The sequence below is a fragment of the Bradyrhizobium sp. USDA 4504 genome, from assembly GCF_054063995.1.
Genome location: NZ_JBSSGV010000001.1, coordinates 1,326,399 through 1,339,090, shown reverse-complemented (window position 1 = coordinate 1,339,090; position 12,692 = coordinate 1,326,399). Strand labels below are relative to the sequence as shown.

Below are 12,692 nucleotides of genomic sequence, written 5' to 3'. Positions count from 1 at the left end.
TCAACCGGCGGTCATTCCGGCGGCGGAAAGCGGTCGAAGGTCGGCAGCTCATGCGCATCCTCCATCCAGCGCAGCCGCTCCGCGACCTGGATATGCATCGTGGCCGGCACCGCGTCGGGATCGTCATAGGTGCCGCTCTGGATGTCGATGAACCCGGGCAGCATGTTGCCATTGGTATAGAAAAGTCCGCTGCCGCAGTTCGCGCAGAAGTGCCGCCGGCCATGCTCCGAGGATCGGTAGATCCTGGGCTGCCCCTTGGTCACCTTGACCATGTCCTCGGCAACCATGATCCAGCCAACCATCGGCGCGCCGGCGTGGCGCCGGCAATCGGTGCAGTGGCACAAAGCATGGACGACCGGTTCGCCGGTCACCTCGTAACGGATCTCGCCGCAGTGACAGCCGCCGGTGACGTCAGCCATGTTTTCCTCCGCTTGATCAGTGGTTTGCCGGATCGATAACGCTGCGAGAAGCAATGCTTCAATTGCGTATCTTGCCCTTGCGTCGAGCTGTCGCGCGGTCCCCTGCGCCTGCCGATCATGCGGGCCGGCGTCGCACCTCACGAAATCGTCATCCCTGCCCTCGGCCCCGCCGAGGCCTCGGGAATAAAGCCCCAGCCCCGCCGATCACCTCCCCGGAAACCCAATCCCTGGGCCCACGGGAGACTTGCCATGAGCGGACACGATCACGACCATCGCGATGAGGAAAAAGGCGTCAGCCGACGCAAGGTGCTGGAATGCATGACCTGGGCCGGCACCGGCGTGCTGTGGACCGTCACCGGCGGCGTGCCGCATTCGCTCGGCATCGTCGGCTCGGCCGCGGCTGCGGAAGCTGCGCCCGGCATGACCTTCATGCAGATCAGCGACAGTCATGTCGGCTTCGACAAGCCGGCCAACCCGAACGCCATCGGCACGCTGGAAGAGGCCATCAACAAGGTCCGGGCGATGCAGGTCAAGCCGTCCTTCATGATCCACACCGGCGACATCACGCATCTGTCGAAGGCATCCGAATTCGATGACGCCGATCGCATCATCTCGCAGGCCAAGCTCGACGTGCACTACGTGCCGGGCGAGCACGATTTCATCGACGAGGAGGTCAAGCTCTACAAGGAGCGCTACGGCCGCGGCACCAAGGGTCCGGGCTACTATTCGTTCGATGCCGGCGGCGTGCATTTCATCGGCCTCGTCAACGTCGTCGACCTCAAGGGCGGCGGCCTCGGCAATCTCGGCAACGAGCAGCTCGAATGGCTGGAGAACGACCTCAAGGGCCGCTCGAAGTCGACGCCGATCGTGCTGTTCGCCCACATCCCGCTGTGGACGGTCTATCCGCAATGGGGCTGGGGCACCGAGGACGGCGCCCGTGCGCTGGAATACGTCAAGGGCTTCGGCTCGGTCACAGTGCTTAACGGCCACATCCACCAGGTGATGCAGAAGGTCGAGGGCAACGTCACCTTCCACACCGCGCGTTCGACCGCCTTCCCGCAGCCGGCGCCGGGCTCCGCCCCCTCGCCCGGCCCGATGAAGGTGGAGGATGCCAAGCTGCGCAGCATGCTCGGCGTCGCCAGCATCAACTTCAAGCAGAACAGCCAGCCGCTGGCGATCATCGACACGCCGCTGCAAGGCTGAGGGACAAGACCGATGAGTTCGATCAATCGACGCGACTTCGGGATCGCCGTGGTCGCGACCATGCTGCTGCCGGTCACGGCGGCCCGCGCCGAAGATACCGCGGTTCACATCGACAACTTCTCGTTCACCCCGCCCCAGCTTGACGTGAAGGTCGGCACGACCGTGACCTGGACCAACCGCGACGACATCCCGCACACCGTGGTGTGCGCGGGCAAATTCCGCTCCAAGACCATGGATACCGACGGCACCTTCTCGTTCACCTTCACGGAGCCCGGCGAGTACAAGTATTTCTGCTCGCTGCATCCGCACATGACAGGCAGTGTCAAGGTTGGGTAACGTGACAACCCATACAATCACAACCATGCCCGGCCGGTGGCCCTCCGCCCCCGGCCGGGCACGAGCCGTCTCTCGACATGCCGGACAGGACACGATGGTTGTCAACGCGTCGCAAGACGATCCCGAAAAGGCGCGGCGCTTCCGCGAGGCCGCGCTGCCGTACCTTGACGACGCCTATACGCTGGCCCGCTATCTGCTGCGCGATGCCGCCGACGCCGAGGATGCGGTGCAGGAATGCTATCTGCGCGCCTACAAGCATTTCGACAGCTACCGCGGACCTGCGATGAAGCCGTGGCTGTTCGCCATCCTGCGCAATGTCTGCCGTGCCGAATATGCAAGGCGCAAGACCGCCCCGACCGCGGTCGAGGAGTTGCCCGAAGGCGGCGAGCAGACCCCGTTATGGAATGAAGCCCCGGAGACCCCGGAAAAGCAGCTGCTGCGCCGCTTCGACGGCGAAACCGTGCGCAAGCTGGTCGCGGCGCTTGCCGAGCCGTTCCGCGAGACCTTCGTTCTCAGGGAAATCCAGAATCTTTCATACCGCGAGATCGCCGATGTCGCCGCCGTGCCGGTCGGCACCGTGATGTCCCGCCTCGCGCGTGCCCGCGCCATGCTGCGATCGGCCTGGCTTGCGGAACAGGAGCAAGCGAAATGACCTGCGAGGAAGCCGAAGTGCTGATCCACGCGCTGATCGACGGCGAACTCGACGCCGGCCATGCGCGCGAAGTGGAAGTCCATGTCGAGGGGTGCGCGCATTGTGCCGCGCTCATGAAGGAGTATCAGGAGATCCGCCAGGCGATCGCCGAGAGCGATTTGCGCTACAAGGCGCCGCTCGAGCTGCGCCGCAAGATCGAGAAGTCACTGCCGCAACCGCAAGCGCAGGCGGCGCCGACCCGGCGCTCGGTGCTGCGCGGCTTCGCGCTGGGCTCCGCGGTGTCGGCGATGGCAGCGACCGGCCTTGTCGCGATCGTGCTGCGCAACGATGATGAGCAGCGCATCGAGAACGAGGTGGTGTCGGCGCATCTGCGTTCGCTGCAGGCCGGCCACCTCACCGACGTGATCTCGACGGATCAGCATACGGTCAAGCCCTGGTTCAACGGCAAGCTCGACGTCTCGCCGCCGGTGATCGATCTCACCGCGCAGGGCTTCACGCTGATCGGCGGCCGGCTCGACTACGTCAACGCCCGCGAGATCGGCGCCGTGGTCTACAAGCGGCGCCAGCACGTCATCAACCTGTTCGTGGCGCAGACCGCGAACACCGAACGCAAGGCGGCGAAGATCTCGACACTGCAGGGCTTCAACATCCGCCGCTGGAGCGACCGCGGCCTGAACTACTGGGCGGTCAGCGATCTCGGCGCCGACGAGCTGAGCGAGTTCGGCGACAAGTTCGAGGGCGCAATGCGCGCCAACAAGGAGGGGTGAAATCTTGTAGCCCGGATGGAGCGAAGCGCAATCCGGGAACGGTCTTGCCGGTTGTGAGAATCCCGGATTTCGCTTCGCTCCATCCGGGCTACATCGTGAGGCCTACGCCGACTTGCGCACCGCGTTGTCGACCAGCGTCTTGCCGAGCGACCAGATCGCGCCGGGCACCTTGTGGCTGCCGGCGATCACGTCGTCGAACGACTTCTCGATCCAGGTGCAGTCCTCTTCGGTGATCATGAGCGGCGGCAGCAGCTTGATGGTGTGGAGGCCGTGGCCGGCGACCTGGGTCAGGATCTTGTGATCCTTGAACAGCGGTACCGTGATCAGCTGGCAGAACAGGCCCTTGTTGGCGGTCTCCAGCAGATTCCACGACGCCTTGAGCCGCAGCGATTTCGGCGGACCGAACTCGACGCCGATCATCAGGCCCTTGCCGCGCACTTCCTTCATCAGTTCATAGCCGGGCACCATGCGCGTCAGCGCAAGACGGAGCTCGGCGCCGCGTTTGGCGGCGTTCTCGACGAGCTTCTCGGCCTTGATGACGTCGAGCGTGGCGATGCCGGCGGCCATCGCCAGATCGTTCTTGGCAAAGGTCGAGCCATGCACGACCGCGCGGTCCATCTGGTTGAAGATCTTGTCGAAGATGTTCTTGCGCGTCAGCAGCGCGCCGATCGGCACATGACCGCCGGATAGCGCCTTCGCCAGCAGCACCATGTCGGGCTCGATGCCCCAATGCTCGATCGCGAGGAATTTTCCGGTGCGGCCGATGCCGGTCTGGATCTCGTCGGCGATGAACAGCGTGCCGTATTTGCGGCACAGCGCCAGCGCGCCGGGCAGGAACTCGTCGGTGGGCATGTTGACGCCCTTGCCCTGGATCGGCTCGACGATGAAGGCGCCGACCTGGCGCGACGACAGCGCCTTCTCCAGCGCTTCGAGATCGTTGAAGGGAATCGGAGTGCAGCCCGGCAGCAGCGGCTCGAATCCGCCGCGGAAATTCGAATCATCCGTCAGCGACAGCGCGCCGTAGGACAGGCCGTGGAACGAATGCCCGCAATAGACGATACCGGGGCGGCCGGTCGCGCCACGCGCGAACTTGATCGCGGCTTCGACGGTTTCGGCGCCGGAATTGGCGAAAAACACCTTGTCCAGATATGGAACATGTTCCAGAAGACGTTCAGCGAGCACGCCGGCGAGCGTCGAGACATCGAGCTGCACGAGATTGGGCAGATCGGCGTCGAGCACGCTCTTCAGCGCCTGGCGCAGGGCCGGATGATTGCGGCCAATCGCAAAAACGCCAAATCCGCTCAATAGATCAAGGTAACGAGCCCCCTGACGATCGAAGAGGTATTGGCCTTGCCCCTTCTGGAAGCCGACGTCGTAGCCGATGGTCTTGAGAACGCGAACGAGCTGCTCGTTGAGGTGACGCGTGTGCATGGCACCGCGCTGCCCCTCGCGCTCCACAAAAATCTCGGAAACGTCTAAATTGGAACTTACCATTCGTTACATACGTCGGTTGATGGCCATCTCGTCAACTTAAAACGCTCGCTAGCGGCGTTTTGACCCCCGCTCGGATCGTCCAGTCAAGCACAGGTTTGGACCATGTTGCACTGCCCAAGAACTTTCGCGCGTACAATAGCCTTTTCAGGTTTATTTTTGGCCACCGTATTATCACCGGCACTTGCAGCGGACCCGACCGGCGACTGGAAGGTCGCTGACGGTGTCGCCACCATCCGCGTCGCCCAGTGTAATGGCAGCATGTGGGGTGCGGTGTCCTGGGAAAAAACCCCAGGCGGCAAGGATAAGAACAATCCTGATCCTGCGAAGCAGAGCAGGCCGACGCTCGGCATGCCGATCCTGATCGACATGAAGAAGAAGGCCGGCGCGGATGCGTGGGAAGGTCAGGTCTACAACGCCAAGGACGGCCAGCTCTACAGCTCGACCATCAAGCCCGTCGGCACCGATCAGCTCGAGATCCAGGGCTGCGTGCTCGGCTTCCTGTGCGGCGGCGAGACCTGGACCCGCGTCGGTCCGCCGATTCCGGTGAGCGCCGCCGGCAGCCCGGCGGCGAAGGGCACCCAGCCCAAGTCAGCAGCACCGCAGAAAACCACCGGTGCCGTGGCGCCGGCCACCAAGCCGGGGCAAAAGCAGGCCCCGGGCAATGCCAATGCGCAGGCTGACGCCGTGGGCGATATCTGCCTGCTCCCCGACATCGCGCGACCGACGCATTAGCGGAAACCTGCGGGAACACCGTCCGCTGACATCGCGGCTCGGCGGCGCCTGCCAAGCCGGTTCGACAGCGAATCGCCAACGCGTCAGGTGACGTCGTTGGCGATGTCCTCCTCCTTGACCTCGCGCGGCTTGCCCATCAGCGCCGGCTGGAACAGCAACACCGCCGCGAGCGTGGTGACCAGCGAGAGCGCCAGCAGCTTGCCCATGCTGGCGGTGCCGGGATGGCTCGACAGCCACAGGCTGCCGAACGCGGTCGCCGTGGTCAGCGCGCTGAAGAAGATCGCGCGTGTCAGGCTCGACTGCAGCAGATTCGTCCTGCCCTGGCGCCACGCCGTGACATAGTAGATCTTGAACGCCACGCCGACGCCGAGCAGCAGCGGCAGCGCGACGATGTTGGCGAAGTTGAGCGGCAGCCCGATCAAGACGCAAATCTCCAGCGTGACGATGCCGGCGACGAGGAGCGGCACCAGCGTCATCAGCACGTCGACGACGCGGCGCAGCGTGAGCCACAGCAGCAGGCTGATCGTGACCAGCGCCAGAATGCCGGCGTGGATGAACGCCTTCACGATGACGTCGCCCGACTTCAGGATCGAGACCGGTCCGCCGATCGCGGTCGGCTCGGCGGCGAGCACGGCGTCGGCAAAGCGGCGCAGATTGTCGTTGTCGTTCGGATCGCCCTTCGGCTCCACCTCGACACGCATCAGGCCGTCCTTGGTCTTCCAGCTGGCGACGAGTTCCGGCGGCAGGTTCTGCAGCGTGACGGTCTGGGCCTGCAGCGTATTGCGGAGCTGATCGAACACGATCTTCATCGGCGCGACGAATACGTCCTGCGCCTTGTCGCGGGTCGCCTCATTCGCATCGGCGAGCTTCTGCAGCGCGTCGGCGAGCCGGCGCGCGGCCAGCGCACCCGGCCCCTTGCCGTCGCCCGCGGTCTTGCGCAGGCCGTCGACCGAGCTCTTCAGCGACTCGACATTCTCCTGATCCGACGGCGCCGGATCGACCGAATCCGGGTTGAGCGCGGGGCCGAGCGTCTTGGCCGCCTGCGCGATCAGCTTCAGCTTGGCCGGCTGGTCGTCGGGCACGAAGCTGTCGAGCGACATCACGCGCGACACTTCCGGCAGCTTCTCGAGCTTGGCCTCGATCTTCTTGGCGTCGGCTTCCGAGCGCGTCATCACATTGATGGCATTGGCGCCGGTGTTCGGATCCTTCCTCAGGTCGAGGAAGGTCGCGATCGATTCCACCTTGGAATTGCGCAGATTGATCGGGTTGAAGTCGAACTTCATGTAATGGAGCAGCGGCAAGCCCGCGACCGTGACCAGCAGCGTGCCGACGATGATCGGAACGCGATGCTTCTCCAGGAAGTTATCGAGCGGCGCCAGGAAGGCGTAGCCGACCGGCTCCTTCTCGCCGGGCGGATTGAGCAGATCGAGCAGCGCCGGCAGCACCGTGATGCTGGTGACGAACGCCACCAGCATGCCGGCGCCGGCGATCTTGCCGAGCTCCGAGATGCCCTTGTAGTCGGTCGGCAGGAAGCAGAGGAAACCAGCAGCGGTCGCCATCGCGGCGAGCGACAACGGCACCGCCGAGCGGCGCGCCGCGTTTTCCAGCGCCAGCGTCAGATTGTCGTTCTTGAAGCGCTCGGAGCGGTAGCGGACGCTGAACTGGATGCCGAAGTCGACCCCGAGGCCGATGAACAGCACGGCGAAGGCAATCGAGAGCAGGTTCAGCGAGCCGACCATCATCAGGCCGACCGCCGTGGTGATGGCAAGCCCGATGAACAGGTTCACGAACACGGCGAAGATGATCTTGCCGGAATGCAGCGCCATCCAGAGGATGACCAGCACGATCACCACGGTGCCGATGCCGTTGGTGATCGCGCCGTCCTGCACGGTGGCGTATTCCTCGTTGGCGATCGGCACCGGTCCGGTCAGGCGAACGCGCGCGTGATATTCAGTCGGGAATTTCAGATCGGCCGCCGCCTGGCGGATCGCATCGGTCGCGGCCTTGCCCGGCTCCAGCGCCGAATAGTCGATGATCGGCTTGATCTCGATGAAGGCGCGCTTGTCCGAATCGGTCAGCGGCTTGTCGCTGGTGAGCTCGCGCCACGAGAAGGTCGCGTTGCCCTTGGCGAGGACGGTCTCGACCGTCTCGGAGATCAGGTTGAAGGGCGGCGCGGCATTGTCGAGCTTGACCTGCCCGCGCTTGACGCCGGCAAGGCCGGTCTCGAGCGCGCCGGTCAGGCCGCGTATCGAGGGATCGCCGGCCATGATCTCGATCAACGGTGCAGCCGATTCGAGCTGGCCCGCGACCTTGCCGACCTCTTCGGTCGGCAGGAACAAGAGGCCATTCTTCTCGAAGAATTCGCCGGAGCCGAGCGCGGTGATCGCTTCGAAGTTCTTCTTGTCGGCCTGCAGCTTCGCGGTGAGCGCCTTCGCGGCCGAGCTGGTCAGCTCCGGCGTCGCTGCCTCGACCACCGCCAGGATCAGCCGCTCGCGATCAAACGCTTCCTCGAACTGGTTGTCGCGCTTGCGCCAATCGAGATCCGGCGAGATCAGCTTGTTGATGTCGGTGTTGATCGAGAAGTTGCGGGCCGTGTAGAAGCCGGCGCCGATCGACAACAGGACAGAGATAATCACAACCGGAAGGGCAAAACGCGTACAGGTTCTAACAACGGAGACGACAATATTTGTCAGCACTTCGTTTCTTTCTATCTCGGGGAAGCATGGCCGAAAACGCCCGCTCTGTAGCGGAGTTCCCGGGACCGATCTAATGTTGTTTTGGTTATCTTCCTCGACGGGACGGCGAGGAGGTTCCAAATCACAGGAACGGCCACGAATGGCCGGTATAAACCGCATCAGTGGGCGATAAAGTGACGAACAAGTGAGGGAGACGGACGGTCGCAGGGGTCGAAATCCACACCATATTACCTCTAACGCCCCTAGTCCGTGACCACGCCCCCATCGAACCGCTACCTTTTTGCCACAAATCGCTGTATTTCCATGCGCTTGGGGCGCAGATCCCGTCCAGGAACTGTGATGGCTCAGACATTGCAACTGACGTTGCGACGTCCGACCTGTGGAGTGCGTTGCCGAAAAGGCCGCAGGGCATTGAACGAGATTGGTGCAATTTGCGTAACGGACGTCAGATGGAAGTGTTTCTTGCTCAGCCGCGCGGCTTTTGCGCGGGCGTTGTGCGCGCGATCGAGATCGTCGAACGCGCGCTCGAGAAGTATGGGCCGCCGGTCTATGTCCGCCACGAGATCGTGCATAACAAACACGTCGTCGAGAGCCTGAAGAAGAAGGGCGCGATCTTCGTCGAGGACCTCTCGGAAGTGCCGGCCAAGGCGGTGACCGTCTTCAGTGCCCATGGCGTTGCTAGGAGCGTCGAGGAGGAGGCGGAAGCCCGCGATCTGCCGGTGCTCAATGCCACCTGCCCGCTCGTCACCAAGGTCCACAACCAGGGCAAGCGCTATATCTCGAAGGGCCGCGCCCTGATCCTGATCGGGCACGCCGGCCATCCCGAGGTCGAGGGAACCATGGGCCAGGTTCCGGGGCCGGTCCTCCTAGTCCAGAGTGTCCAGGACGTGGCGGAACTGAGGCTGCCGAGCGATACGCCGGTCGCCTACATCACCCAGACCACCCTGTCCGTGGACGACACCAGGGACATCATCGCGGCCCTTCAAGCAAAATTTACAGATATTCAAGGCCCGGATATCAGGGATATCTGCTATGCGACACAGAACCGCCAATCTGCGGTAAGGGACCTCAGCAAACTGGTTGACGTCATTTTGGTGGTGGGGGCCGCCAACAGTTCCAACTCGAACAGGCTTCGTGAAATCGGCACCGAGGTCGGCGTCGCGAGTTATCTCATTGCCGATGGGAGCGAACTCAATCCGGATTGGCTCAAGGATGCGAAGGCCGTCGGCATTACCGCGGGCGCTTCTGCGCCCGAAGTTTTGGTCGACGATGTGATCGAGGCTCTGCGGCGGATCGGACCGGTGTCGGTCTCGGTCGTTCCGGGCCGAGAAGAGAATATCGAATTCCGGCTGCCAGCCGAACTGACTGCGGGCTGATCTGAACCCACATCCCTTTGATAAGTGCAGAAAGAAATCGTCTAATGGCTATACCGTTCTTCAAGGAAATGCGTATCGGCGGTTATCTGATCAAGCAGAAGCTGCTTGGCCGCAAACGCTATCCGCTCGTGCTGATGCTGGAACCTTTGTTCCGTTGCAACCTCGCCTGCGTCGGCTGCGGCAAGATCGACTATCCCGATGCGATCCTCAATCGCCGCATGACGGCGCAGGAATGCTGGGATGCGGCCGATGAGTGCGGCGCGCCGATGGTGGCGATCCCCGGCGGCGAGCCGCTGATCCACAAGGAAATCGGCGAGATCGTGCGCGGCCTCGTGGCCCGCAAGAAGTTCGTCTCGCTGTGCACCAATGCGCTGCTGCTCGAGAAGAAGCTCGATCTGTTCGAGCCGTCGCCCTATTTGTTCTTCTCGGTGCATCTCGACGGCCTGAAGGATCATCACGACAAGGCGGTGTCGCAGAAGGGCGTGTTCGATCGCGCCGTCTCGGCGATCAAGGCGGCGAAGGCGCGCGGCTTCACGGTCAACGTCAATGCCACAATCTTTGATGGTCATCCGGCCGAGGAGATCGCCAAGTTCCTCGATTTCACCACCGAGCTCGGCGTCGGCGTCTCGATGTCGCCGGGTTACGCCTATGAGCGTGCGCCCGACCAGGAGCACTTCCTCAACCGCACCAAGACCAAGAAGCTGTTCCGCGACGTCTTTGCGCTCGGCAAGGGCAAGAAGTGGAATTTCATGCATTCCGGCCTGTTCCTCGACTTCCTCGCCGGCAACCAGGAATACGAGTGCACGCCCTGGGGCATGCCGGCGCGCAACATCTTCGGCTGGCAGAAGCCCTGCTATCTGCTCGGTGAAGGCTACGCCAAGACCTTCAAGGAGCTGATGGACACCACCGACTGGGACACCTACGGCACCGGCAAGTACGAGAAGTGCGCCGACTGTATGGCCCATTGCGGCTATGAGCCGACCGCGGCGACCGCCGCGATCAACAATCCGCTGAAGGCGATGTGGGTTGCGCTGCGCGGCATCAGGACATCGGGCCCGATGGCGCCCGAGATCGACATGTCGAAGCAGCGTCCGGCGCAGTACATCTTCGCCGAGCAGGTGCAGAAGAAGCTCTCGGAGATCCGCCGCGACGAGGCTGCGGCCGCCGCCGCCAAGCAGCAAGCGAAGGCCTCGACCGCCGCCTGACGCGCGATGTGAGCGAAAGCAGAAACATGAAAGCCCCGGTTCAGCGAACCGGGGCTTTTTTCTTTGGATCAGGATGCCGCATGCTCTTCCGATCTCGTGCGCAGAAGCAATCTCTCGATCTCTGCCGCGCGCGGTGCACTGAGTGTGCCGCGCTCGATCCCGAGCGGGACGTTGCGCAGGGCGAGCTCGCGATACAGCGCGCCGGAGGGAGGGAAAGCGCTCATCCAGCGCCCGGAGATGCTTGAGGATCGTTCCGACGTCGCCGCGCGCCACGCAGCCGCCCATGCCGTTGGCGAGGCCACCGTCGAGAACAGCCGCGACCGTCCCCCGCAGCAGCGGCATCATCGCGCGCAACGCGTCGGCCTCGCTGGCGCCAAAGCTCTTCCAGAGCTCGACGCCCTCCTTGAGCAGCGCGATCAGGAACGGACCGACGTAATAGGCCGACGCATGATAGAGCGCCCGCGCACCGGCCGGCAGCGCGAGCGGTTCACACCCGATGCGGGTCGCAAGCAATTCCAGGTCACGCCTGAAGTCGCCCTCTGCCTCGATGCCGACGGTGCATCCGCGCAACCCCTCGAGCGCGACGTCGGGATTGGCAAACATCTGCATCGGATGAAATCCGCCGGTCGCGGCGCCTGCGGATTTCGCATGATCGAGCGCGGCCAGTTCGGTCGCGCCGCTGCAATGAACCACGCGGTGACGCGGCTCCCAGCGCAAGTCGCGGCAGACCGGCAGGATCGCGTCGTCGCTCACGGTCAGGAAAACCATGTCGCAGCGGTCGACGACCTGCTGCGCATCCGTCATCGGCCGCGCCGACGGGATGCGGGATCCGAGCCGCTGCGCGGCATCGGCACCGCGGTTGTAGAACGCCGCGACGTTCAGCCCCGCGCAGGCGAAGGCCGGCGCGAGCGTCTGCGCCACGCGGCCGGCGCCGATGAAGCCGATCCGCAACGCCGCCAGCGCCGTGCTCATTGCGCATAGCTCCCGTCGATGCGGTCGAGCCTGCGCCGTAGCGCCGGCCATTCCAGCAGGCCGTACCCGGCTTGCAGATTTTGCGCCGCTTCATTCAGCACCGGATTGGTGTCGCGCTCATTGTCCAGCGTGATCTCGGTGCCGGCAAAACAGGTCACCGTGTTGCCGATCGCCATCTCGGTCGGCGCATGCAGCGGCCGGCCACAGCCGAGCGCGTCGACCTGGATCCGGCAGGCCTGCTCCAGCCAGTAGATCGCGTTGAACGCCTGCGGAATCGTGTTGCCGCACACCAGGAGGCCATGATTGCGCAACACCAGCACATTGTTGCGACCGAGATCAGCGACGACCCGGTCGCATTCCTCCCGATCGATCGCCGGCCCCTCGAAATCGTGATAACCGATCCGACCGTGAAACCGCATCGCCGTCTGCGACAGCGGAAGCAGCCCTTCGGCAAGCGCGCTGACCGCGGTGCCAGCCCTGGTGTGGGTATGGAGAACGCAGTTCACGTCGGGCCGCGCGCGATGGATCGGGGCGTGCAGATAGAAGCCGGCCACGTTGACGTTGTAGCCGTGGTCGGGCTGCAGCAGGGTCCGGCCCTCGATGTCGATCTTGACGAGGCTCGAGGCGGTGATTTCCTTGTACAGCATGCCATAGGGATTGATCAGATACTGATCGTGATGCCCCGGGACCTGTGCACTGATGTGATTGTAGATCAGGTCGGTCATTCCGTAGAGCGCGACCAGGCGGTAGCACGCCGCAAGGTCGACGCGGGTTGCCCACTCCTCGTCTCCGACGACGGCCCTGACATCGCTGACGGCACAAACTTCGGTCTGACGCATG

General features: G+C 63.7%; 11 protein-coding genes and 1 pseudogene. 7 read left to right on the top strand and 5 right to left on the bottom strand.

The genetic code is table 11. The features are described from left to right. Positions 1 to 11: 11 nt before the first annotated feature. Positions 12 to 419, bottom strand: a complete 408-nt coding sequence (locus ACVMB1_RS05745; RefSeq protein ID WP_076833057.1) for a GFA family protein — start codon at positions 417 to 419, stop codon at positions 12 to 14. 249 nt (positions 420 to 668) lie between these two features. Here ACVMB1_RS05745 and ACVMB1_RS05740 point away from each other — a divergent pair, with 249 nt between their 5' ends. The 4 genes from ACVMB1_RS05740 (at position 669) to ACVMB1_RS05725 (ending at position 3,377) form a co-directional block, all read left to right on the top strand. Further along, positions 669 to 1,622 carry a metallophosphoesterase family protein gene (locus ACVMB1_RS05740; RefSeq protein WP_057015687.1) on the top strand — a complete coding sequence of 318 codons (954 nt, stop codon included), beginning with the start codon at positions 669 to 671 and terminating at the stop codon, positions 1,620 to 1,622. A gap of 12 nt (positions 1,623 to 1,634) precedes the next feature. After that, positions 1,635 to 1,958: a cupredoxin domain-containing protein gene (locus tag ACVMB1_RS05735; RefSeq protein ID WP_028338682.1), complete on the top strand. Its 324-nt coding sequence runs from the start codon at positions 1,635 to 1,637 to the stop codon at positions 1,956 to 1,958. Positions 1,959 to 2,052: 94 nt separating this feature from the next. After that, positions 2,053 to 2,610, top strand: coding sequence for a sigma-70 family RNA polymerase sigma factor (locus ACVMB1_RS05730; protein ID WP_018270594.1), 558 nt, complete (start codon positions 2,053 to 2,055; stop codon positions 2,608 to 2,610). Continuing rightward, complete coding sequence (locus ACVMB1_RS05725) at positions 2,607 to 3,377, top strand: anti-sigma factor family protein (protein ID WP_057015688.1); 771 nt, start codon at positions 2,607 to 2,609, stop codon at positions 3,375 to 3,377. Before ACVMB1_RS05730 ends, ACVMB1_RS05725 begins: the two co-directional genes overlap by 4 nt. Before the next feature lie 102 nt (positions 3,378 to 3,479). On the opposite strand, the gene hpnO is transcribed toward ACVMB1_RS05725, so the two are convergent. Next, entirely contained in the window at positions 3,480 to 4,871 is a 1,392-nt protein-coding gene (gene hpnO / locus ACVMB1_RS05720; RefSeq protein ID WP_057015689.1) for an aminobacteriohopanetriol synthase HpnO, read from the bottom strand. 102 nt (positions 4,872 to 4,973) lie between these two features. Between hpnO and ACVMB1_RS05715 the strand changes: the two genes are divergently transcribed. Beyond that, a complete protein-coding gene (locus tag ACVMB1_RS05715) occupies positions 4,974 to 5,603 on the top strand; it encodes a DUF2147 domain-containing protein (RefSeq protein ID WP_141339510.1) in 630 nt (209 codons plus the stop codon). Between the two features lie 83 nt (positions 5,604 to 5,686). Here the strand turns inward: ACVMB1_RS05715 and hpnN are convergent, their stop codons facing one another. Then, positions 5,687 to 8,299 (bottom strand): hopanoid transporter HpnN, encoded by a 2,613-nt coding sequence (gene hpnN, locus ACVMB1_RS05710; RefSeq protein ID WP_057015691.1) that lies wholly within the window; start codon positions 8,297 to 8,299, stop codon positions 5,687 to 5,689. A gap of 449 nt (positions 8,300 to 8,748) precedes the next feature. On the opposite strand from hpnN, the gene ispH reads away from it, so the two are divergent. Both ispH and hpnH read left to right on the top strand, forming a co-directional pair. After that, complete coding sequence (gene ispH / locus ACVMB1_RS05705) at positions 8,749 to 9,675, top strand: 4-hydroxy-3-methylbut-2-enyl diphosphate reductase (protein WP_076833051.1); 927 nt, start codon at positions 8,749 to 8,751, stop codon at positions 9,673 to 9,675. A gap of 44 nt (positions 9,676 to 9,719) precedes the next feature. Continuing rightward, positions 9,720 to 10,880, top strand: a complete 1,161-nt coding sequence (gene hpnH / locus ACVMB1_RS05700; protein ID WP_028331712.1) for an adenosyl-hopene transferase HpnH — start codon at positions 9,720 to 9,722, stop codon at positions 10,878 to 10,880. A gap of 249 nt (positions 10,881 to 11,129) precedes the next feature. On the opposite strand, the pseudogene ACVMB1_RS05695 reads toward hpnH, so the two are convergent. Together ACVMB1_RS05695 and ACVMB1_RS05690 are read right to left on the bottom strand one after the other, a co-directional pair. Then, positions 11,130 to 11,852, bottom strand: a pseudogene (locus ACVMB1_RS05695) (Rossmann-like and DUF2520 domain-containing protein); the annotation flags it as partial. Then, complete coding sequence (locus tag ACVMB1_RS05690; protein ID WP_141339507.1) at positions 11,849 to 12,691, bottom strand: class II aldolase/adducin family protein; 843 nt, start codon at positions 12,689 to 12,691, stop codon at positions 11,849 to 11,851. The gene ACVMB1_RS05690 and the pseudogene ACVMB1_RS05695, both read right to left, overlap by 4 nt. Position 12,692: the final 1 nt, after the last annotated feature.